This window comes from Microbacterium sp. NPDC089190 (assembly GCF_040701795.1).
GTDB lineage: Bacteria > Actinomycetota > Actinomycetes > Actinomycetales > Microbacteriaceae > Microbacterium > Microbacterium galbum.
This window is the reverse complement of sequence record NZ_JBFBHF010000002.1, coordinates 474,254-496,918: the sequence shown is the minus strand read 5'-3', so window position 1 is coordinate 496,918 and position 22,665 is coordinate 474,254. Positions and strand designations below refer to the sequence as shown.

General features: G+C 70.1%; 16 protein-coding genes. 12 read left to right on the top strand and 4 right to left on the bottom strand.

The features are described from left to right. Positions 1 to 12: 12 nt before the first annotated feature. From AB0230_RS08275 to AB0230_RS08255, 5 genes are all read left to right on the top strand, one after another. The gene (locus tag AB0230_RS08275; RefSeq protein ID WP_366375089.1) at positions 13 to 414 is read left to right on the top strand and encodes a hypothetical protein; all 402 of its coding nucleotides are present in this window, start codon (positions 13 to 15) and stop codon (positions 412 to 414) included. Between the two features lie 455 nt (positions 415 to 869). Continuing rightward, on the top strand, positions 870 to 1,649 hold the full coding sequence (locus tag AB0230_RS08270; protein WP_366375087.1) for a hypothetical protein: 780 nt from the start codon (positions 870 to 872) through the stop codon (positions 1,647 to 1,649). Between the two features lie 446 nt (positions 1,650 to 2,095). Further along, a complete protein-coding gene (gene rplJ, locus AB0230_RS08265) occupies positions 2,096 to 2,611 on the top strand; it encodes a 50S ribosomal protein L10 (RefSeq protein WP_058232707.1) in 516 nt (171 codons plus the stop codon). Positions 2,612 to 2,649: 38 nt separating this feature from the next. Beyond that, entirely contained in the window at positions 2,650 to 3,036 is a 387-nt protein-coding gene (rplL, locus tag AB0230_RS08260) for a 50S ribosomal protein L7/L12 (protein WP_055956082.1), read from the top strand. 310 nt (positions 3,037 to 3,346) lie between these two features. Then, positions 3,347 to 7,969 carry an ExeM/NucH family extracellular endonuclease gene (locus AB0230_RS08255; protein WP_366375085.1) on the top strand — a complete coding sequence of 1,541 codons (4,623 nt, stop codon included), beginning with the start codon at positions 3,347 to 3,349 and terminating at the stop codon, positions 7,967 to 7,969. Between the two features lie 58 nt (positions 7,970 to 8,027). Here the strand turns inward: AB0230_RS08255 and AB0230_RS08250 are convergent, their stop codons facing one another. Continuing rightward, on the bottom strand, positions 8,028 to 9,038 hold the full coding sequence (locus tag AB0230_RS08250; protein ID WP_315995003.1) for a LacI family DNA-binding transcriptional regulator: 1,011 nt from the start codon (positions 9,036 to 9,038) through the stop codon (positions 8,028 to 8,030). 240 nt (positions 9,039 to 9,278) lie between these two features. Between AB0230_RS08250 and AB0230_RS08245 the strand changes: the two genes are divergently transcribed. The 3 genes from AB0230_RS08245 to AB0230_RS08235 all read left to right on the top strand — a co-directional run bounded on the left by AB0230_RS08245 (position 9,279) and on the right by AB0230_RS08235 (position 13,064). Then, entirely contained in the window at positions 9,279 to 10,610 is a 1,332-nt protein-coding gene (locus tag AB0230_RS08245) for an extracellular solute-binding protein (protein WP_315995002.1), read from the top strand. Positions 10,611 to 10,893: 283 nt separating this feature from the next. Continuing rightward, positions 10,894 to 12,090: a sugar ABC transporter permease gene (locus AB0230_RS08240; protein ID WP_366375485.1), complete on the top strand. Its 1,197-nt coding sequence runs from the start codon at positions 10,894 to 10,896 to the stop codon at positions 12,088 to 12,090. Further along, entirely contained in the window at positions 12,087 to 13,064 is a 978-nt protein-coding gene (locus AB0230_RS08235) for a carbohydrate ABC transporter permease (protein ID WP_298873750.1), read from the top strand. The genes AB0230_RS08240 and AB0230_RS08235 overlap by 4 nt, the downstream gene beginning before the upstream one ends. 419 nt (positions 13,065 to 13,483) lie before the next feature. Here AB0230_RS08235 and AB0230_RS08230 read toward each other — a convergent pair whose 3' ends face one another. Both AB0230_RS08230 and AB0230_RS08225 read right to left on the bottom strand, forming a co-directional pair. After that, positions 13,484 to 14,155: a DUF305 domain-containing protein gene (locus AB0230_RS08230; protein WP_363578374.1), complete on the bottom strand. Its 672-nt coding sequence runs from the start codon at positions 14,153 to 14,155 to the stop codon at positions 13,484 to 13,486. Positions 14,156 to 14,157: 2 nt separating this feature from the next. Continuing rightward, positions 14,158 to 14,865, bottom strand: coding sequence for a DUF3105 domain-containing protein (locus AB0230_RS08225; protein WP_363390267.1), 708 nt, complete (start codon positions 14,863 to 14,865; stop codon positions 14,158 to 14,160). 232 nt (positions 14,866 to 15,097) lie between these two features. On the opposite strand from AB0230_RS08225, the gene AB0230_RS08220 reads away from it, so the two are divergent. The 3 genes from AB0230_RS08220 to AB0230_RS08210 all read left to right on the top strand — a co-directional run bounded on the left by AB0230_RS08220 (position 15,098) and on the right by AB0230_RS08210 (position 19,143). Beyond that, positions 15,098 to 16,435, top strand: coding sequence for a multidrug effflux MFS transporter (locus AB0230_RS08220; RefSeq protein ID WP_366375081.1), 1,338 nt, complete (start codon positions 15,098 to 15,100; stop codon positions 16,433 to 16,435). A gap of 88 nt (positions 16,436 to 16,523) precedes the next feature. Beyond that, positions 16,524 to 17,222 (top strand): phosphatase PAP2 family protein, encoded by a 699-nt coding sequence (locus tag AB0230_RS08215; protein ID WP_315994998.1) that lies wholly within the window; start codon positions 16,524 to 16,526, stop codon positions 17,220 to 17,222. A gap of 10 nt (positions 17,223 to 17,232) precedes the next feature. Continuing rightward, a complete protein-coding gene (locus AB0230_RS08210; RefSeq protein ID WP_366375078.1) occupies positions 17,233 to 19,143 on the top strand; it encodes a helicase HerA-like domain-containing protein in 1,911 nt (636 codons plus the stop codon). 221 nt (positions 19,144 to 19,364) lie between these two features. On the opposite strand, the gene AB0230_RS08205 is transcribed toward AB0230_RS08210, so the two are convergent. Continuing rightward, the gene (locus tag AB0230_RS08205) at positions 19,365 to 20,834 is read right to left on the bottom strand and encodes an MFS transporter (protein ID WP_315994996.1); all 1,470 of its coding nucleotides are present in this window, start codon (positions 20,832 to 20,834) and stop codon (positions 19,365 to 19,367) included. Between the two features lie 143 nt (positions 20,835 to 20,977). Here AB0230_RS08205 and AB0230_RS08200 point away from each other — a divergent pair, with 143 nt between their 5' ends. Next, on the top strand, positions 20,978 to 22,591 hold the full coding sequence (locus AB0230_RS08200; protein ID WP_315994995.1) for an SDR family oxidoreductase: 1,614 nt from the start codon (positions 20,978 to 20,980) through the stop codon (positions 22,589 to 22,591). Positions 22,592 to 22,665 lie beyond the last annotated feature (74 nt).

Here is a 22,665-nt window from a genome sequence, read left to right as displayed (position 1 = left end):
TAAGTTGATCGCATGAACGCGAAGCCCGAGGCGCTGCGACGTCCCGACGGCGGCCTCTGGAGTGACCTCGGGGGTGCGGTGCTGCTCGGCGGAGACGCGCAGAACATCCCCGAGATGCGCCGGATCGCCGCCGCCCTCTCGCCCGCCGCTCACGTCACCGTGGTGGTCGAGGTGTGCGGCTCGGAGCAGGTCGGCGTCATCGACGCGGGGGAGGGGCGCGTGAGTTGGCTCGACCGCTCGCTCGAGGGGGAGCTGCGCCCGCGCGGCGAGCGTCTGGCGCAGGCCATCCACGCCTGGTGCGCCGAGTGGGCGTGCGGCGACGATGCGGTGTGCACGGTCTGGCTCGGCGCGCGCACCCCGTCGCGCATCGTGCGGATGACGCAGGCACTGCTGCCCGAGCCGCGGGTGTCGTAGGGCGGGCGGTCGCGGTGGCCGGGCGGCCGGGCGGCGACGCGGCGCAGCGGGCGGCGAGACGACCGGCATCGCGCGAGATGACGCGGATTTCGCCGCCATCCAGGGTCATCTCGGCGGACGGGGGTCATGTCGATCGGTGAGAAGCGGGGGAGGTGACGTGTCCTCCACAGGCGGCATGCGAGGGGAGCTGTCCACGGACGGGAGCGGCGGGGGAGCGGGGCCGCAAACGAGTGGCCGAGGATCGCTGCGTGCGGTCGGGGCAACTGAGGTGGAGCAACGGAGTCGCGATGTACACCCGCGAGCATCTTCTCTTACGCGGGGTCACCGCCCGCGAGCTTGCGTCGGCATCACGAGAAGGTCGCTGGCTGCGTCTTCAGTCGGGTGTCTACGTCGATCGCGTGGCGTATCTCGGGCGGCGTCCCGCTGAGCGGCATCGGGTCGCCGTCGATGCGGCCATGTGGTCCGCACGCGGAGGGTCTGCGGTCGTCTCGCACCTGTCGGCGGCGGTGGTCCACGGACTCCCGCAGTACCGCTTCCGCGACCGCGAGGTCGAGGTGACGCTGGCAGGCGAGAGCGGAGGATCCAGCCGCCCCGGCCTTCGCCGTCACCTCGACGCGCTGCCGGCGACGGACGTCGTGGTGGTCGACGGCATCTCGTGCACGAGTCTCGATCGCACCGTCGTCGACGTCGCGCGAACCGCGCCCCTGGAGATGGCTGTTGCGTGCGCCGATGCGGCTTTGCGACGGGAGGTGATGTCTTCTCGACGCTTCGACGCCGGAGCGCAGGAGCGGTGGCGTCAGCGCCTGCGAGAGCGCATCGATCGCGCTGCCGGTCGGCGCGGCATCCGCCGGGCGCGGTGGGTCGTCGAATTCGCCGACGGTCGCGCGGAACTCCCCGGCGAGAGCGTGAGTCGGCTGCAGTTGCACCGCATCGGGTTCCGCGACATCAGTCTTCAGGTCCCCGTCGCCGGACCGCGCGGTACGGACTTCTTCGTCGACATCGCGCTGGCCGAGGTGAAGACCTTCTTCGAGTTCGACGGCGAGGTGAAGTACCGAGATGCCGCTCTGCGCGGCGGTCGCTCCGCCGAGTCGGTGGTGCTCGACGAGAAGCGCCGCGAGGACTGGATCCGCGGGACGACGCAGTGGCGACTGTGCCGGAGCGGATTCGGCGACATCCGCACCCCCGAGGTGCTCGCCGCGCGCCTCGCCGCGTTCGGTGTGCACCCTCCCCGCTGAGTTCCACCCCGGCTCGCTGGGCGGGCGTGAGCGAAGCCGCGAAATGACGCGACAACGCCGAGATGACGCGACCTTCGCGCGAATCGCGGGTCATCTCGGGAAAAGCGGAGTGTTTCGGTGGGTCGGCAGGCGGCCGGGCAGAGGGGCGCGGGGACGAAGCCCGGGGCGTGGGGGTGAGGCGCGGGGCGCGTGGGGGGCTGGGGCGGGCGGATTCGCGGGGCGGGGAGGGATCGGGTACAGTAGGGGTCAAGCCAAAGACCGTCGGTCATCGGAGTGCTCGCATTCCGATCGAAGCGTCTGCTGAGAAGCAGGGGACCTACGCAGGTAACGAAACTCCTCTCGAGCTCCGTGCGCCTGCGCCGGAGCTCTTCTTTTTTGTCTGGACCCCGGTGTCTTCGGCCGGCGCCCCGCCTCCGCGGAGCGCCTCGTACACACAAGGAGTGGCCATGGCGCAGAAGGATGCATCGGTCGCCGAGCTCACGAAGAACTTCGAGAACTCGACCGCCGTTCTGCTGACCGAGTACCGCGGTCTGACGGTTGCCCAGCTCAAGCAGCTGCGCAACGACATCCGTCAGGACGCGGATTACGCCGTGGTGAAGAACACGCTGACCAAGATCGCCGCGTCCAACGCGGGGGTCACGGGACTGGACGACGAGCTCAAGGGCCCGTCTGCCATCGCGTTCGTGCACGGCGACCCCGTCGCCGTCGCGAAGAGCCTGCGTGCCTTCGCCAAGGCTAACCCTCAGCTCGTGGTGAAGGGCGGCTACTTCGATGGCGCCCCCCTGACCGCTGCTGAGGTCAACAAGCTCGCCGATCTCGAAAGCCGTGAAGTCCTGCTGGCGAAGCTCGCCGGCGCGATGAAGGCGACGATGACCAAGGCGGCATACGTCTTCCAGGCGCTTCCGTCGAAGGCCGTTCGCACGGTCGACGCGCTGCGCGAGAAGCAGGACACCGCGGCCTGACCCGGCCCGGCTGATTAACCCGATCAAGGAGATACAACATGGCTAAGCTCAGCACCGAAGAGCTGCTCGACGCGTTCAAGGAGCTCACGCTCATCGAGCTGTCCGAGTTCGTCAAGGCGTTCGAGGAGACCTTCGACGTCACCGCCGCCGCCCCCGTGGCCGTGGCCGGCCCCGCCGCCGGTGGCGCCGCCCCCGCCGAAGAGGTCGAGGAGAAGGACTCGTTCGACGTCGTCCTCGAGGCCGCCGGCGACAAGAAGATCCAGGTCATCAAGGTCGTCCGCGAGCTCACCTCGCTCGGCCTCGGCGAGGCCAAGGCCGTCGTCGACGGTGCTCCCAAGGCCGTGCTCGAGGGCGCGAACAAGGAGACCGCCGAGAAGGCCAAGGAGGCCCTCGAGGGCGCCGGCGCCACGGTGACCCTGAAGTAATTTCAGACACACCGTCGCTTTCGCGACAGACAGGACCCCGGATGCCGATCGGCATCCGGGGTCCTGTCGTTTCCGCGTCCTGATCGGGTGCGCACCTTCCGTGCACGAGCGGCGTGACAGGCTCCACCGTGCACGGGATGAGACGGGGTTCCGGTGGTCGGGGAACCGGAGTTCACCGGATCGAAACGAAAAGAGTCTGGGAAAACCGTATGGGCATCGTTTACGGTCGTTGAGAACACCCCCCGTCGATCCCCCCATCCGACGTCGTTCTCGTTCACACGTTCGTTCGTGCGTCGGTACCTGGAGACCCATGCCCATCGCTGCATCCGGCGTGCCCGCACGCCGCTTCACGACCGCTCTCAGCGCCGCCCTCGGTGCCGCTCTGCTCGGTTCCGCCCTCGTCCCCCTGCCCGCCTTCGCGGCCGACGGTGCGAGGGTGGTGATCAACGAGGCCTATCTCAAGGGCGGGAGCGCCGGCGCCCCTTATGCGCAGAAGTTCGTCGAGCTGTACAACGCCGGCGACACCGCGCAGGACCTGAGCGGCTGGTCACTGCAGTACCGTTCCGCCGCCAGCATCGACGCCCCCACCGGTGCGAACACGCAGGCCCTGAGCGGATCCATCTCCGCGGGCGGCTACTACCTCATCGCGCTCCCCGGCAACGGCAACGGCGACGTCGGAGCACCGCTGCCGGCCGCCGACGCCACCAGTACGGGGCTGAACCCGTCGGGGACGACCGGCCAGCTCTTCCTCGCGAACGTCGCGGAGCCGCTCGCCCTGCCCGCCGGGTCGGTCGACGACGACCGCGTGGTCGACTTCCTCGGGTACGGCGCCGGCGTCAGCTTCGAAACGGCCCCCGCCGTCGTCGACGGCCCGAACGGCACGCCGAATGCGCTCGTGCGCACCGACTTCGTCGACACCGACGACAACTCCGCCGACTTCGCCAACACCGCCACGGTGACGCCGCAGGGATCCGGGGGAGCAGCCCCCGAGCCGCAGCCGACCGAGGAGCCGTCGCCCGAGCCGAGCACGCCCGTCCCCGGTGAGGTCACGCCCATCCGCGACATCCAGGGGACCGGAGCGACCACGCCCCTCGCCGGCACCGTCGTCACCACCCGCGGCGTCGTGACCGCCGCCTACCCCACCGGCGGATACAACGGCTTCTTCCTGCAGACGGAGGGAACCGGGGGCGCCATCGACCAGGCCTCCCACAGCGCCTCGGACGCGATCTTCGTCTACGGCACCGCCGCCGCGGCATCCGTCTCCCTCGGCGACCACGTCGAGGTGACCGGGACCGCGGACGAGTACTACGGACAGACGCAGCTCACCACGGACGCGGCGAGCGTGCGCATCCTCACCGAGCCCGCCGACGACGTCGCGCCCGCGGAGATCGCGTGGCCCAAGACCGACGAGGAGCGCGAGCGTTTCGAGGGCATGCTCCTCGCACCGCAGGGCGACTTCACCGTCACGAACACCTACTCCACCAACCAGTACGCCGAGGTCGGGCTCGCCGCCGGTACGACGCCGCTGCGCACGCCCACCGACGTCGCGCGTCCCGACACCCCGGAGTACGTCGCGGCCGTCGCCGACAACAAGGCCCGGGCGGTCGTGCTCGACGACGGGGCATCGCTGGACTTCCTCCGGACGGCGCAGGACGTGCCGCTTCCGTACGTCTCGCTCACCGACCCGGTCCGCGTCGGCGCCCCCGTCACCTTCACGCGACCGGTGATCCTGGACTACCGCAACAACGCCTGGAAATTCCAGCCGACGCAGCAGCTGACCGTCGACAACGCCGACACCGTGCAGCCCGCGACCTTCGCGAACACCCGCACGACCGCCCCGGAGGCGGTCGGCGGCTCGGTGAAGATCTCGAGCTTCAACGTGCTCAACTACTTCACCACCACGGCGGAGAGCGTCGGGTGCACCTCGACCTACGACGACCGCGACGGCAACCCGATCACGGCGGACACCTGCCCCGCCCCCGGCCCCCGCGGCGCGGCCGACGCGGCGAACCTCGAACGTCAGCAGGCCAAGATCGTCGCCGCCGTGAACGGCCTCGGCGCCGACGTCGTCTCGCTCGAGGAGATCGAGAACTCGGCCGTCTTCGGCAAGGACCGCGACGACGCCCTCTCGACCCTCGTCGACGCCCTGAACGACGCGCTCGGGTCGGACGCCTGGACCTTCGTGCCCTCGCCGGCGGACCTTCCGGCGTCGGAAGACGTCATCCGCACCGCGTTCATCTACAAGAAGGCCGTCGTGGCCCCGGTCGGCGACAGCGTCATCCTGGACGACCCGGCGTTCGCGAACGCCCGGCAGCCTCTCGCTCAGGCGTTCGCCCCCGTCGACGACGCGGATGCCAAGATCCTCGCGATCGTGAACCACTTCAAGTCCAAGGGCGACAGCCGCCCCGCGGCGACGGGCGACAACGCCAACGGCATCCAGGGCGCCTTCAACGGCGACCGCGTGCGTCAGGCGCAGGCCCTCGGTGCCTTCGCGGAGGAGCGGTCGGCCGCGGTGGGAACGGATGACGTCTTCCTGCTCGGCGACTTCAACGCCTACACGCAGGAGGACCCGATCCAGACGCTGCGCTCCTTCGGCTTCGAGCCGCTCGAGGGGGGCACGGGCAAATACTCGTACTCGTTCAGCGGGCAGTCGGGTTCACTCGACCACGTGCTCGCCTCGGCCTCGGCGCGAGAGCTGGTGACGGGCGTCGACATCTGGAACATCAACGCCGTCGAGGCCCTCGCCCTCGAGTACAGCCGCTACAACTACAACGCGCTGAACTTCTACGACGAGTCTCCCTACCGTTCGAGTGATCACGACCCGGTGGTCGTCGGGCTCGCCCTCGGCGCGCAGACGACCGATCTCACCCTGCTCGGCATCAACGACTTCCACGGTCGTATCGACGCGAACACGGTGAAGTTCGCGGGCACCATCGAGCAGCTGCGGGCGGGAGCCGGCGAGGACGGCACGCTCTTCCTCTCCAACGGCGACAACATCGGCGCCTCGTTGTTCGCGTCGGCGTACTTCGACGACGAGCCAACCATCGAGGTCCTGAACGCGCTCGAGCTCGCGGCATCCGCCACGGGCAACCACGAGTTCGACAAGGGCGCGGACGACCTGACCGGCCGCGTGTCGGATGCGGCCGACTTCCCGTACCTGGCGGCCAACGTGTACAAGGACGGGCAGCCGCTGCTCGACGAATACGCGGTCTTCGAGGTCGACGGGCTGCGCGTGGGTGTCATCGGCGCCGTGACGCGGGAGACGGCGCAGCTCGTCTCGCCCGGCGGAATCGAGGGCATCGAGTTCCGCGAGCCCGTCGCCGAGGTGAACCGGGTCGTCGGCGAGATCGAGGACCAGGTCGACGTGATCGTCGCCCAGTACCACGAGGGCGCGGCGGAGGGGGATGCGACGGGCGAGACCCTCGAGGAGGCCGTCGCGGCGGGCGGTGCGTTCGCGAAGATCGTGAACGAGACGGATGCCGCGGTGGACGCGATCTTCACCGGTCACACCCACCAGAAGTACGCGTGGAATGCACCGATCCCCGGCGAGGAGGGCACGCGCCCGATCGTCCAGACCGGGAGCTACGGCGAGAACATCGGCGAGATCGTGCTGACGGTCGATCGTGAGAGCGGGGATGTGCTCGCCTCCTCCGCGCGCAACGTCGCCCGCCTCGCGGCGGAGACGGTTCCGGACAAGCCGGACGAGACCGCGGAGAACAGTGCCGCGTTGGATGCCGAGCTGATCGCGACCTACCCGCGCGTCGCCGAGGTCGACCGGATCGTGACGCTCGCGCGCGCCGAAGCCGATCGCGTCGGCGCCCAGCCGGTCGGATCGGTGACGGCCGACATCACCACCGCCTTCCGCGGCGGGTCGTACGTCGACGGCGTCTACACCGGGGGTCAGCGCGACGACCGGTCGAAGCAGTCCGCCCTGGGTGGCCTCGTCGCCGACGCGCTGCGCGAGACCCTCGCCGACCCCGCTCGCGGGGGAGCCGAGATCGCGGTGGTGAACGCCGGTGGTCTGCGCGCCGACCTGCTCTTCGGCGACGACGGCGTCATCACGCTGGCCGAGGCCAACGCGGTGCTGCCGTTCGTCAACAATCTCTGGACCACCACGCTGACCGGTGAGCAGCTGCGGGTCGCTCTCGAGCAGCAGTGGGGCGACACGGCCGGCCGCGACCGGGATCTGGCGCTGGGTCTCTCGGACAACGTGCGCGTCACCTATGACGCGTCTCGGGGACCGGGGCAGCGCATCACCGGCATCTGGATCGACGGTGCCGCCGTCGACCCCGCGGCGTCGTACCGTGTCGGCTCGTTCAGCTTCCTCCTCCAGGGCGGCGACGCCTTCGACGCTCTGGGCGAGGGGGCGGACACGCGCGACTCGGGCCTGATCGACCGAGACGGGTGGATCGCCTACCTGCAGGCGCACCCGGGTCTCGTACCGGACTTCACCGCCCGTGCGGTCCAGCTCGTCGGGGCACCCGCGGACGTCGCCGCCGGAGACGACATCACCGTGATCGTCTCGGACCTCGACCTCACCTCGCTCGGCGCTCCGGCGAACACCTCGGTGTCGGCGTCGTGGAGCGCGCAGGCCGGAGCTCAGCCGACCGCGTTCCCGGTCGCGGACGGTTCAGCCGCGGTAAGCCTCGCGGTCCCGGCCGACGCGACGGGCGCGATCGCTCTGCAGCTGGTCGCGGAGCCGAGCGGGACCGACGTCACGGTTCCGTTCCAGGTCGGAGCCGCCGCGGGCGACGACGGTTCGGGTTCTGGTTCGGGCGGTGGCACCGACCAGGGCGAGGGCGACGGCCGGGGCGGGGCGCTCCCCGTCACGGGATCCGACACGGGGTGGATGGGTGCCGGAGTGCTCGCGGCTCTCGCGCTGCTCGGACTCGGTGTCGTCGCGCGTCGACGGGCAGCCCGCCAGAGCGACTGACCCGCACCGACGACGCGGACCCCGGATGCCACCGCCTGGCATCCGGGGTCCGCGTCATTCACGCGGAGCGCGGGGGAGCGGTCGTGGAGCGCACGACCAGACGGGTGTCGGCCTCGGTGCGCCGCGGCACCTCGCCGGCGCCCTCGATCATGCGCACGAGCATGCGGGTGGCCTCGATGCCCTGGGCCTGGGGGAACTGCTCGATCGTGGTGAGCGAGAACATCTCGGCGTAATCGTGACCGTCGATGCCGACGACGCTGAGCTCGGTCGGTACCGAGATGCCCATGCGCCGCGCGGCGATGATGACGCCGATGGCGACCTCGTCGCAGGCGGCCACGACGCCGGTGGGGCGCGAGGCGGCGTCGGCGAGGAACGACGCGGCGGCAGCGTAGGCATCGGTGATGGTGAGGGTCGACGGCACGTTGCGGATGCGCACGGCGAGACCGTTGTCGTTCATCGCGTTGCGGTAGCCGATCGAGCGCTCGTCGACGTCTTTGGCCGGGGCGTCGGTGGGGGGAGTACTGCCGACGAAGGCGATGTCGGTGTGCCCGAGGGCGATCAGGTGCTGCGTGATGATGCGGGTGATGGCGATGTTGTCGAGGCCCAGGGTCGGGACGCCGGAGAGGGCGTTGCCGATGCTGACGACGGGCTTGCCGATGTTGGCGAGGCGTTCGAGATCGGCGTCGTCGGGCTCGAGCGCGACCGCGATGATGCCGTCGAAGCGCTTCCGCGCGAGGTACGTGGAGTACAGGCTCTCGCGGTCGCGCGAGCCGGGCTCGGCGACGTAGAGCGTGACGTCGTAGCCGAGCGGGATCAGCGTGCGCTCGACGCCCTCGACGATCGAGCCGAAGTACCAGCGGTTGACCTTCGGGACGATGAGCGCGATGGTCCGCGTGCGCCCGGTGGCCAGGCTCACGGCGCTCGTGGAGGGGACGTACCCCAGGGATGCCGCGGCGTCGGCGACGCGCCGCCGTGTGCCGTCGGAGACGTAGCCGCCGCCCGTGAGAGCGCGGCTCGCCGTCGACTTCGACACGCCGGCCAGGCGTGCCACATCGGCGATTCCGCTCATGCGCAGGGTCTTCCTCGTGACGTGTCGACGTCTGTGTCGACGTCGAAGAAGAGTATCCGATATTCGACGAATCTGGAACCGGTTCCGGCAGGGTGAAATGCCATCCTTCCGCGTCATTTCGCGTGTTATCGGTTCGTGACCTGACTCGTGTTGCAACTCTTGTGGATTGCCTCTACGGTTGCCTGGAATCGGTTCCCGACAGGGTCCGATGCACCACCGAACTCAAAGAGGAGAGACCACATGGGTATGTCACAGCGGTATCGCCTGCTGGCTCCCGTCGGGCTGCTGGCGGTCGGAGCGATCGCTCTCGCGGGCTGCGCCGAGGGTGACAGCAGCGGATCGGGCGGATCGGGCAGCGGAGAGACCACCGTGCGCATCGCCGGCGGCATCACCGGTACCGAGGCCGACGCGCTGAACCAGAGCTTCGAGCAGTTCACTCAGGACACCGGCATCAAGGTCGTGTACACCGGCGACAAGAGCTTCGAGGGCAACATCGTGACGAAGGTGTCCGGTGGCGACGCCCCCGACATCGCGATCGTGCCGCAGCCGGGTCTGCTCAAGACGCTCATCGGCACCGGCGAGGTGCAGAAGGCGTCCGACGCCGTCTCGTCGAACGTCGATGAGTACTGGGGCGAGGACTGGAAGTCCTACGGCACCGACGACGGCACCTTCTACGCCGCCCCGATGCTGGCCAACCTCAAGGGCTACGTCTGGTACTCGCCGGCGAAGTTCAAGGAGTGGGGCGTCGAGGTCCCCAAGACCTTCGACGAGCTGATGACGCTCACCCAGACCATCCAGCAGAAGACCGGCGCGGCCCCGTGGTGCGCCGGCTTCGCCTCCGACGCGGCATCCGGGTGGCCGGGAACGGACTGGATCGAGGACATGGTCCTCCGCCAGTCGGGCCCCGACGTGTACGACCAGTGGGTCGCCAACGAGGTCAAGTTCACCGACCCGCAGATCAAGCAGGCCTTCGACTCCGTGGGGGAGATCCTCCTCAACCCCTCGTACGTCAACGCCGGCTTCGGTGACGTCAAGAGCATCAACTCCACCGCCTTCGCCGATGTCGCGGCCAAGGTCGCCGACGGCAGCTGCCCGATGACGCACCAGGCGTCGTTCCTCTCGGCGAACTTCCTCACCGTGACGAACGCAGCGGGTCAGACGCCCACGATCGCCCCCGACGGCGACGTGTACGCGTTCCTGCTCCCGGGCGTCAAGGAAGGCGAGCTGGCGGTCGAGGGTGGCGGCGAGTTCGTCGCGGCCTTCTCCGAGGACGAGAGCGTGCAGAAGGTCGTCGAGTTCATGTCGACGCCCGAGTTCGCCGACGCCCGCGTCAAGCTCGGCGGTGTGATCTCCGCCAACAAGGGCGCCGACCCCTCGCTCGCGTCCAGCGAGTTCCTCACCGAGGCGATGAAGACGCTGCAGGACCCGAACACCACCCTGCGCTTCGACGCCTCCGACCTCATGCCGGCCACCGTCGGCGCCGGGTCGTTCTGGAAGGGCATGGTCAGCTGGATCGACGGCACCCCGACCGACGAGGTGCTCAGCAACATCCAGGCCGGTTACGACAACTGATCGAACCGATCGAAAAGGATGGGCCGCCCGCGACGCGGGCGGCCCATCCGGTCCATACTCATATTCCGCCCCAAGCACCACACGGGCACTCATCGATGAGCACGAAGGCGTGTTCGGGAGGGACGTCATGACCGATATCAAGAACGCGGAGACGACGCCGGCGGCGTCGCCCCCGCCGACCGGCCGGGGCAAGGCCGCGTCACGCGGCTCCGCGGCCGCGAATCGCACCACGCTGCTCGTGGTCGTCGTGGGGCTCATCCTCGTGGTGGCGCTGTTCCTTTTCATGGTGACGCGCGCTCCCGCCGACACCAAGCCGACCACACTCGGCTTCTCCCTCAACAGCTTCTTCATCTGGCTCGGCGGGCTCAGCCCGATCGTGCAGATCCCGCTCGTCCTCGTGGTCTTCGGAGCGGTCGTGGGCCTGCTCCTGCTCCTCATCGAATACGCGCCCCGCTCGGGCAAGGGCTACTTCTGGCTGCGGCTCGCGGCGTGCTTCGCCGTGCCGATCCTCGCCTTCATGCTGCTGCGTCCGTACCAGAACGCTGTCATCTACGTGCTCGGCATCGCGGTGCTCCTCGGCGCGATCCTCTTCTACGCCGACTACCGCTCCCGCCAGGGCGCGGGGTACCTGTTCCAGCTCATCCTCTTCGCCGCGCCCGCCGCGATCCTGCTGCTGATCGGCCTCGTCTACCCGGCCATCACGACCTTCTTCCAGTCGTTCTTCGACAAGACCGGCGACAACTTCGTCGGGTTCGAGAACTACATCTGGACCTTCACGAACCCCGAGGGCTTCTGGTCGGTCATCAACACCCTCATCTGGGTGCTGCTCGCCCCGACGATCGCGACCGCGATCGGTCTCGCCTACGCCGTCTTCATCGACCGCGCGGCGGGGGAGAAGTACCTCAAGGTGCTCATCTTCATGCCGTTCGCCATCTCGTTCGTGGGTGCGGGCATCATCTGGAAGTTCGTCTACGACTTCCGCCAGGGCGACCAGCTCGGCATCCTGAACGCGATCGTGACCGCTTTCGGCGGTCAGCCGATCTCCTGGCTGTCGGCCTCTCCGCTCATCAACACCCTCCTGCTCGTCGTCGTGTTCATCTGGAGCCAGACCGGTCTGGCCATGGTCATCCTCTCGGCCGCGATCAAGGCGGTCCCGCCGGAGCAGAACGAGGCGGCGGAGCTCGACGGGGCGAGCGCGTGGGAGCGGTTCATCAACGTGACCCTGCCCGGCATCCGCTCCTCGCTCATCGTGGTGCTGACCACGATCGCGATCGGCGCCCTGAAGATCTACGACATCGTCGCCGTCATGACCGGTGGCCGGAACGACTCGACCGTCCTCGCCTTCGAGATGGTCAACCAGCAGCAGCGCTTCCAGAGCTACGGCCACTCCGCCGCGCTGGCCGTGGTGCTGTTCCTCTTCGTGCTGCCGCTGATCATCTTCAACGTGCGCCAGATCCGGAAGCAGAGGGAAGTGCGATGACCACCTCCACCGTGGTGCTCGAGCCCACCACCGACACCCGCTCGGCCCGTCAGGTCGCCCGCGACACCCGCAAGCACGAGGCGATGGCGCGCAAGCGCCTGACCTCGAAGGGGGCGACGATCGCGGCGATCGTCATCGCGTTCTTCTGGACGATCCCGACCTTCGGTCTGTTCATCACCTCGTTCCGACCGGGGTCGGACACCCAGTCGACCGGGTGGTGGACCGTCTTCACCGACCCGTCGTTCACGCTGGAGAACTACCGTCTGGCCCTGACGTCGGGCGGCACCGCCCTGACGCTCGCGCAGTCGTTCCTCAACTCGCTCGCCATCACCATCCCGGTGGTGCTGTTCGCGCTGGCGATCGCCTCGCTCATCGCCTACGCGTTCGCGTGGATCGACTTCAAGGGTCGCAACTTCTTCTTCATCTTCATCTTCGCGCTGCAGATCGTGCCGCTGCAGATGGCCCTGGTGCCCCTGCTGAGCCTGTTCTCGCGCGGACTGACGATCAACGAGGTGACGATCTTCCCGGGCTTCGACCTGCGCGGGGTGGAGCACAGCTTCGCCACCGTGTGGATCGCGCACGTGATCTTCGCGATGCCGCTGGCGATCTTCCTGCTGCACAACTTCATCGCCGAGATCCCCGCCGAGGTCATCGAGGCGGCGCGCGTCGACGGCGCGGGACACGGGCAGATCTTCTTCCGCCTGATCCTTCCGCTCGCCGCTCCCGCCCTGGCATCCTTCGCGGTGCTGGAGTTCATCTGGGTGTGGAACGACCTGCTGGTGGCGACGATCTTCGCGCCCTCGTCATCGTTGCCGTTGACGCAATCGTTGAACTCCCTGTCGGGCACGTGGGGCGACCAGTGGTTCCTGCAGTCCGCGGGAACGTTCATCTCGATCCTCGTGCCGCTGATCGTGTTCTTCCTGCTGCAGCGCTTCTTCGTGCGCGGCCTGCTGGCAGGTGCCACGAAGGGCTGAGATCCGCCACGACGCGAAGGGCACGGCATCCGGGATGCCGTGCCCTTCTGCATGTCCGCGGCACGCCGTCGGCCGCTCGGCGCGGGCGGCGCGGGCGGGGACGCGCGGCGGCGCGGGGCGGGACGCGCGGCGGCGCGGGGCGGGACGCGCGGCGGCGCGGGGCGGGGTGCGCGGGGGCGCGGGGCGGGGCGCGCGGGGCGGGGCGCGCGGGGCGGGACGCGCGTAAACGGCATTCCTGCGGAGAAACGGTGCGAGGGCCTGTTTTCACGCACGAACGGCGTTTATGCGTGGTGAGGGACCGGCAAGGCGCGACGCGGGGAGGCGGCGGGCGCGGGCCGGACAGGCGGGCGGGCGCGGACCGGGCGGGCGCGGACCGGGCGGGCGCGGGCAGGACAGGCGCGGAGCGGGCCGAGCGCGGGTCAGCCGGCGCAGGACAGACGGGACTGGATGTCGCGCATGGCGTCGAGCTCGGCCGACTGCCCGGTGACGATCGCGCCCGCGACCTCTTTCACGCGCGCATCGTCGCCGAGCTCGATGACGGCCTGGGCCATCGGGATCGCGCCCTCGTGATGGCGGGTCATCAGCTCGAGGAAGAGGCAGTCCGCAGGCTGGCCCTGGGCGCTGCGCAGCTCGTCGAGCTGGGCATCGGTGGCCATTCCCATCTCGGAAAGCAGCTCCTCCTGCGTCTTGGCGGCGGTGTCGCCGTGGCTGTGCGCGCCGGACTTCTCCATCCACGTCATGAGCGGCTGACTCGAGGCCTGCGGCAGGCCCCACTCGACCAGCCATCCGAACATCTCGCCGCGCTGGCCCGACTGCGTCGTGGCGATGTCGTACGAGAGGGTGCGCAGCTCGTCATCCGCGGTCTTGCGGTAGATCTCCATCGCCATGAGGACCGCCTGCGTGTGATGCACCTGCATGTCGCGCGCGAAGCCGGCCTCGGCCGAGGTGTCGGAGGGGTGGGCCGGCGCCGCCGTCGCGCCGAACGCCGTGAAGCGTCCGATCGCGAAGGCGACGGCCATGACGGCGACGGCGACCAGCGCGACGACGGCCCACCGGACCGCGGGACGCGCGACCGGGGTGTCGTCGCTCACGTTCAGGCCTTGCCCGGTCCGTCGATCGCGCCGGAGCACGACGCGTTCGGCTCGGGGGCGTTCTGGCTGCGCCAGTACTCGGTGAAGAACTCGGAGATGCGCGGGTCGCTCGGGTCGTCGACCTTGAGCTGGTGGTTCCACGCGCTCACGGCGACGGGCGTGTCGAGGCCGGGGTAGGGCGAGAGGAGCGCGTAGCTGGAGGGCATGACGGCCTTCAGCGCGTCGATGCCGGCCTCGTCGATCTCGTCCGGGTTGTAGGTGATCCAGATGGCGCCGTGCTCGAGGGAGTGCACGGCGTTCTCGTTCTGCTGAGGCTCGGTGTAGACGCCGCAGTTCAGCCAGTACGGGTTGTGCGGCCCGCCCGCGGGGGGCGTCTGCTCGTAGGTGACCGCGCCCTGCACGTGGTCGGAGCGGTTCTCGAACGTCTGCACGCCGTCGATCTCGCGCCCGGTGCTGTTGCCCGCCTGGTAGCTGGTGGGGGGTGCCGGGGCGAAGGCGAAGGATGCCACGACCAGACCGATCACCGCGAGAGCCGCCGTGGAGCCCACGACCCACCACACGAGCTTGCCGCGCTTACGCTTCGCGACCTGCTTCTGGTATTCGGCGAGCTTCTCCTGGCGCTTCTGCTCGCGCTGCTGCTTGACGGTGAGGTCGATCTGGGCCTGTTTCGCGGGGTTGCCGCTCGCTCGCTTGTCGGAGGGGGAGGTCATGCGCTGTGTTCAGTCTCTCTTCGGGGCGGGACACATCGGCATCCGCCGACCTGTCCAGACTATTCGGATGAATGGGCCGTTGGCCTGGGAGGAAACCCCGAGCCGGGATGGTGGCCGACGGGGGAGTCACGGTAGTATGACGATGTCGAATCGATTCGAGGTTCGACGATCCCCCCTTTTTCTCAGCCCGGCTCGCGCCGGGCTGTCCGTGTTGCGAAACGAAACCAGACGCGTGCTCGATACTGCCTCCCACCCCGTCATCCCGACGTCGTCCCACCCGGTGCCGACGACCACCGGCGCGATCCGCTCGCTGGGCAAGAACCCCGCGACCGCGCCCATCGTGCTGCACCCCGGCGATTCGATCCCCGCCTCGCGCCGGGTGCTGTACATCATCGTCCTCGGCGCGCTGACCGCTCTCGGCCCGTTCACGATCGACCTCTACCTGCCCGCCTTCCCGGTGCTCGAGGCCGACTTCCAGACCACCGCCGCTGCGATCCAGCTCACCCTCACCGGCACGATGATCGGATTCGCCCTGGGGCAGTTGATCGTCGGACCGCTCAGCGACAAGGTCGGTCGTCGTATCCCGCTGCTGTCGGTGACGGCGCTGCACGTGGCGGCGAGCATCTTCGCCGCCCTGGCCCCGACCCTCGGCACCCTCTCGATCGCGCGCGTGCTCATGGGGGCCGGCGCGGCCGCGGGCGGCGTGGTGGCGGCCGCGATCATCCGCGACCTGTTCGGCGGCAAGCGGCTCGTCGTGATGCTCTCGCGCATGGCGATGGTCTCGGGGGTCGCGCCCGTGCTCGCCCCTCTCGCCGGATCCGCCCTGCTGCTGGTGATGAACTGGCGCGGCATCTTCGTCGTGCTGGCCGTCTACGGCGCGGTCATGCTCGTCTCGGCGATCCTCTTCGTCCCCGAGACGCTGCCCCCGGCACGTCGCGGTGGACCGGGCTCGAGCACGGTGTGGCAGCGCTACGGCAGCGTCTTCCGCGACCGCGTCTTCATCGGCGTGCTCATCATCGGCGCGATGGCGTTCAGCGGACTGTTCTCCTACCTGTCGGCATCCTCCTTCCTCTTCCAGGTGACCTACGGCTTCAACCCGCAGCAGTACGGCGTCCTCTTCGCGGTCAACTCCGTGGGCGTCGTCGTGGGCGTGCAGATCGCCTCGCGTCTCGCCGCGCGCTTCGGCCCGCAGTGGGTCCTGGCGGTGTCGACGGCGGTGCTGGTGATCGCGGGCGGCGCCATCGTGCTCACCGATCAGTCGGGCCTGGGGCTGTGGGGGACCGTCATCCCGCTGTTCTTCTTCATGACCGCGTGCGGGTTCACCTTCCCCTGCGCGCAGGTGCTCGCGCTCGACCGGCACGGCAAGGCCGCCGGGACCGCGCAGTCGATCATCGGCGCGGCGAACTTCGGTGTCGCGGGGATCATCTCCCCCGTCGTGGGCCTGCTCGCGACGGGCTCGGGCATCACCGCCACGACGATGGCCGCGGTCATGGTCGGGTGCGCGGTGATCGGGGTGCTGGCTCTGTGGCTGCTGGTGCGCCCGAAGACGGTGGAGCGCCTCGCGCCGTGACACCCGCGCGCAGTCGCGAACAGTAGCAGGGCGGACGGTCTGCGCATCGACCGTTCCGCCCGCGCCCGCGACGCGGCATCATGAGTCGATGGATGCCACCGCGATCGAGGACGTGCTCGACACGCGTCCGCAGCGTTTCCGCGCCGTCGTCGGGGTGGTGCTGATCGCCCTGGCCTGCGGGCTGGGGGCGTGGGTGTTCTTCCGGGGGCCGAGTCCCTTCGCGATCGACGTGTGGTGGAACCAGCTGTTCGCCGCCGCGCCCTCGCAGCCGGTATACGTCTTCGCCCTGGTCATGGACACCGTCGGGGGACACCTGACGGCGGTGCTGATCGTGCCGGTGCTGGGCGCTCTCGCCTTGTTCCTGTCGCGACGGCGGTGGTCGGCGCTGTACTTCCTGAGCGCCTCCGTCGGCAGCGCGCTGCTCGTGCAGGTGCTCAAGCACACGTTCGGGCGGGCGCGCCCCGAGGACATCCTCATCCTGAGCGACTACGGCTCCTTCCCCTCCGGTCACACCGCCAACGCCGCGACGATCGCCGTCGTGGCCGCCGTGCTGTTCCCGCGCGCCTGGGTGCGCATCGTCGGTGTGGCGTGGGTCGTGCTGATGGCGTTCAGCCGCACCTACCTCCACGCCCATTGGCTCTCCGACACCGCCGGCGGGGCCCTCGTGGGCGCGGGGGCCGCCTTCGTCCTCGCCGCCGCGTTCTCGCGTCTGCGTGCCCGCGACGAGGACCGCTTGACGATCCGACGCCTGCGCAAGACGGATGCCGGACCGGCGGTGTCGTCGTAGGCTGACGCGCATGAGCGAGCCCGACGACGCGCCCTCCGTCCCCGCCGCGGCCGAGGCCGAGGTCGCGCGGCTCAGAGCGGAGGCCGAGGCGGCCGAAGCGGAGCTCCGACTCGCCCGTGCCCGCGCCGACCTCGCCGCGGCGGAGGCCGCTGCCGCGGCGGCACGGGTCCGCGCCGCGGGAGGCGGTGAGACGACGGCCGCGGGAGGTGCGCCGTCGGAACCGGCTGCGGAGACGCCCGGGGCGTCGGCATCCGTCCCCGCACCGGCGGGGCCCGCACCGTCGACACCCGACGCGCCGCTGACCGACGCGCAGGTCGCGAAGATCGCCGCCGGCTACGCGGCCGACGGCGCGGCGCTGGACCTGGGCGTGCTCATGAACGGCGGGCCGGTGGCATCCGTTCCGGTGCGCATCCCCCTCGCGATGATGAACCGGCACGGGCTCGTGGCGGGCGCGACGGGTACGGGCAAGACGCGCACGCTGCAACTGCTGGCCGAGCAGCTCTCGCAGAACGGCGTCCCGGTGTTCGCCGCCGACATCAAGGGCGACCTCTCCGGGCTGGCGGCCGCGGGCACGCCGAGCGACAAGCTCTCTGCCCGCACCGCCGCGCTCGGACAGCAGTGGTCGGCGCGGGCCTTCCCGACCGAGTTCTACGCGCTCGGCGACGACGTGGGTTCCGGCATCCCGGTGCGGGCCACCGTGTCGGGCTTCGGGCCGCTCCTGCTCAGCCGCGTGCTGGGCTTGAACGCCACGCAGGAGTCGAGCCTGGGACTGGTGTTCCACTACGCCGACGAGAAGGGCCTGGCGCTGGTCGACCTTGCCGACCTGCGAGCGGTGCTGACGTACCTCACGGGGGACGAGGGCAAGGCCGAGCTGAAGGGCATCGGCGGGCTGTCTGCGGCGACGGCGGGGGTGATCCTGCGCGAACTCGTGGCGTTCTCGGCCGCGGGTGCCGACACCTTCTTCGGCGAGCCCGAGCTCGACGTGTCGGTCTTCCTGCGAACGGGCGCGGAGGGCGCCGGCATCGTGAGCCTGCTCGAGGTGCCGAACGTCGCCGCGCGCCCGGAGCTGTACTCCACGTTCCTCATGTACCTGCTCGCCGAGCTGTACGAGGTGCTCCCGGAGGTGGGTGACCTCGACAAGCCCAAGCTCGTGTTCTTCTTCGACGAGGCGCACCTGCTCTTCCGCGATGCCTCGAAGGCCTTCCTCGAGGCGATCACGCAGACCGTGCGCCTCATCCGGTCGAAGGGCGTCGGGGTGTTCTTCGTGACCCAGACGCCGAAGGACGTGCCCGGCGACGTGCTCGCCCAGCTCGGCTCGCGCGTGCAGCACGCCCTGCGGGCCTTCACCCCCGACGACGCCACGGCGTTGCGCGCGTCGGTGCGCACCTACCCCGACTCGGGCTACGACCTCGAGCGCGTGCTGCAGGAGCTCGGCACGGGTGAGGCGATCATCACCGTGATGAGCGAGCGCGGCGCCCCCACCCCGGTCGCGTGGACGCGCCTGTTCGCGCCGCGGGCGTCGATGTCGCCGATCACCGCGGACGCCATGGCCTCGGCCGTGTCGGCATCCGCCCTGTTCCCGATGTACGCGACGCCGATCGACCGGGAGTCGGCGCGCGAGATCCTCGGTGCCCGCATGCAGGCGGCCGCCGACGCCCGCGAGGCCGAGGAGCGGGCGAAGAAGGCCGCGGCCGACCAGGCCGAGTACGCGAAGCAGAAGGCGGCGATCGACAAGGCCAACGCCGAGGCGCAGAAGAAGGCGCAGCGCGAGTACGAGCGGATCCTCAAGAGCACCGCCGCCCCTCGCAGCCGCTCGAGCGCGCCGACCCCGGGCCTCGACGGGCTGCTCGGGCGCGGAGCCACGAAGAGCATCGTGAACGGTGTCATCCGCGGATTGTTCGGCAACAGCCGTCGGCGCTGAGCGGGCGGGGTCGGCTGTCGGCCCGGTGGCTGCGGCGCGCGCTCAGCTGGTGAGGTGCGCAGGGCGGTGATCTGCGCAGGGTCAGGGGGTTCGCGGCGCGCGGGCCGAGGGTGGGCGGATCGCTGAGCGCAGAAGCGCGAGAGGAGTACGGCGAAGGGGATACGCGGAGCGCGGAGGGGGCGGAGGCCGGTGGTCCCGTCATTCGCCCCCTCCGCGTCACGTCACGAGCGGCGGATCGCCAGCGGCATCGTCGAGGTGTCGATGAGCGGGTCGTCGTCCTGGCGCTCCACCAGGGCCTCGGCCTCGGCGGGGGTCTCGACCGTGGGCACGGAACCCAGGAGCGGGCGCTTCGCCGTCTCGCGCATCGACAGCAGCGCGACGAGTCCGAGAGCGGCGAAGAACATGATGTAGAACGCGGGCATGAGCGTGTTGCCGGTGAGATCGATGAGCGCCTGGCTGAACAGCGGGGTGGTCCCGCCGAAGAGCGACACGGCGACGTTGTAGGCGACGGCCATGGCGCCGAAGCGCGACGCCGTGGGGAACAGGGCGGGCAGGGCGGATGCCGAGATGGCGACGTAGAACGCCACCGGGACCGCCGCCATGAACAGCGCGATGATGACCGCCCACAGCTCGCCGATCTGCATGATGAGGAAGGCCGGGACGAGCAGGACCAGGGCCGACCCCGCGGCGATCGCGTACACGGGCTTGCGGCCGATGCGGTCGCTGAGGCGACCGATGAGCGGGAGTGTGGCCGACATGATCAGCAGGACCGGCACGGTCGCGATCGCGGCGGAGAGGTTGGAGACGCCCACCTCCTTCTCGAGGTAGGTCGGCATGTAGCTCGTGAGGGCGTAGCCGGCGGTGTTCGTCGCGGCCACCAGGGCGATGCCGATGAGCAGCGCCTTCCAATGGTGGCGCACGATGCCCACGAGCCCCTGCCGGGCCATCGGGTCGTCGGCGTCGGCCTCGACCGCCCCGGCCTGCTCGAAAGCGGGCGTCTCGGGGATGCGGAGGCGGAAGTAGATGGCGACGATGCCGAGCGGGACGGCGAGGAGGAACGGGATGCGCCATCCGTACTCGGTCATGGCGTTCTCGCCCGAGACGGAGGTGGTGATCGCGGTCGTGATAGCCACCGCCGACGCGCCCGCGGCGAAGCCGACGTACGAGCCGACGTCGAGCCACGACGACCAGAAGCCGCGGCGCTTGTCGGGGGAGAACTCCGACACGTACGTCGTGGCGCCGGCGTACTCGCCGCCGGTGGAGAAGCCCTGCACCATCTTCAACAGGTACAGCGGGATGATCGCCCACAGCCCGATCTGCGCGGAGGTGGGCAGGATGCCGATGAGCGCGGTGGCCGTGGCCATCATCGCCATCGTGAGGAACAGCACCTTCTGCCGGCCGATGCGGTCGCCCAGGGGCCCGAGCACGAAGCCGCCGAAGGGGCGGACGAGGAAGGAGATCGCGAAGCCGAGGAGCGTGACCAGCAGACCCCACGGGGCGGGGACGTCGGAGGCGAAGACAGCGGTGAGCGTCACGGCCAGGTAGCCGTAGATGCCGAAGTCGAACCACTCCATGAAGTTGCCGACGACGGTGCCGCCGATCGCGGTGCGCACGCGCTTCTTGTCGACGACGATGACGTCGTCGACCTCGAGCCGGGGTGCTCCGGATGCCGAGGGGGATTTCTCGTTCATCCCTCTACCGTTACCCCCATCGCGTCCGCGTTTCCAGTCCGCGCGCTGCGCGAGGGGTGGTGCTACCGGCCGTGGCCGCCGACCGCACGGTGCCTCTCGTCAAGCCCCCGGAGATGTCGGAGGCCCGGCGTACCGTGTCGGGCATGACCGAGCTCTCCGCCCCCACCGGCCGCGAACCCGCCCTCGTCGCGCAGCCCCGACCCGACGGGTCGGCCCCCCGCGCCCTCGTCCTGGGGGCGACCGGCTACTTGGGCGGACGGCTCGTTCCCCGACTGCTGTCGGCGGGCTACCGCGTGCGCGTCCTCGCGCGGGATCCGCGCCGTGTCGAAGCGTTCCCGTGGGGCGATGAGGTCGAGATCGCGGCCGGTGACGCCACCGACCGCGAGGCCGTGCGCGCCGCCGTCGAGGGCGTCGACGTGCTCTACTACCTCATCCACTCGATGGGCAGCGCGCGCGACTTCGAGGCGACCGACCGCGTCGCCGCGCAGACCGTCGCCGACGCCGCCGCCGCGGCATCCGTGTCGCGCATCATCTACCTGGGCGGCCTGCACCCCGACGACGCCACCCTGTCGGCGCACCTGCGTTCGCGGGTGGAGGTGGGCGACATCCTGCTGCACAGCGGGGTGCCGACCCTCGTGCTGCAGGCCGGCGTGGTGATCGGGTCGGGCTCGGCGTCGTTCGAGATGGTGCGCCACCTCACCGACGTGCTGCCGTACATGCCGGCGCCCAAATGGGTGCGCAACCATATCCAGCCGATCGCGGTGCGCGACGTGCTGCACTACCTGCTCGGAGCCGCCCGCGTCGCGCCGAACGTCAACCGCGCCGTCGACATCGGCGGGCCCGACGTTCTGCGGTACGGGCAGATGATGAACGGCTACGCCATGGAGGCCGGTCTCCCGCAGCGGGCCATCGCCTCTCTTCCCGTGCTCACCCCGCGCCTGGCCTCGCACTGGGTCAACCTCGTCACCCCGATTCCGAAGTCGATCGCGCGCCCGCTGGTGGAGTCGCTGCAGAACGACTGCGTCGTGAAGGACCGCGCGATCGACGATCTCGTCCCGCGCCCCGAGGGCGGCCTGCTGCCGTATCGCGAGGCCGTGCGTCGGGCGCTCGGCCGGGTGAACGACGACGCCATCGAGACCAGCTGGCAGGATGCCGAGGTGTCGGGCGCTCCGAGCGACCCGCTGCCGAGCGACCCCGAGTGGGCGGGGCGGCTCGTCTACACCGATGTCCGCACGATGACCACGAAGGCCAGCGCCGCGCAGCTCTGGTCGGTGATCGAGGGCATCGGCGGCGAGAACGGGTGGTACTCGTCGCCACTGCTGTGGGCGATCCGCGGCTGGATGGACCGGCTGGTCGGCGGGGTCGGCCTCGCCCGCGGTCGGCGCAGTCGCTCGGTCGTCACCGTCGGCGATGCGCTCGATTTCTGGCGGGTCGAGGCCATCGAGCCGGGCCACCTGCTGCGTCTGCGGGCGGAGATGAAGGTGCCCGGGGGAGCGTGGCTCGAACTGCGCGCCACGCCGGAGGGTGAGGGGGCTCGCTTCGACCAGCGCGCACTGTTCTTCCCCACGGGCCTCGCCGGTCGCCTCTACTGGCTCTCGGTGCTGCCGTTCCACGGCCTGATCTTCAGCGGCATGGCGCGGCGCATCACCGCGGCCGCCGAGCACGTGCAGCGGGAGGACCTCGCGCCGAAGGCGAAAGCGGGACGCATCGCCCCGGAGATCGCCGAGGTCGAGACCACCGCGGCCCCCTCGGCGTGAGGCGGGGCCCGTGAGCGCGGACGACGGTCAGGCCGCGACGGGGGCGCGATGCAGCCGCCGGGGCGGCGCGGCCG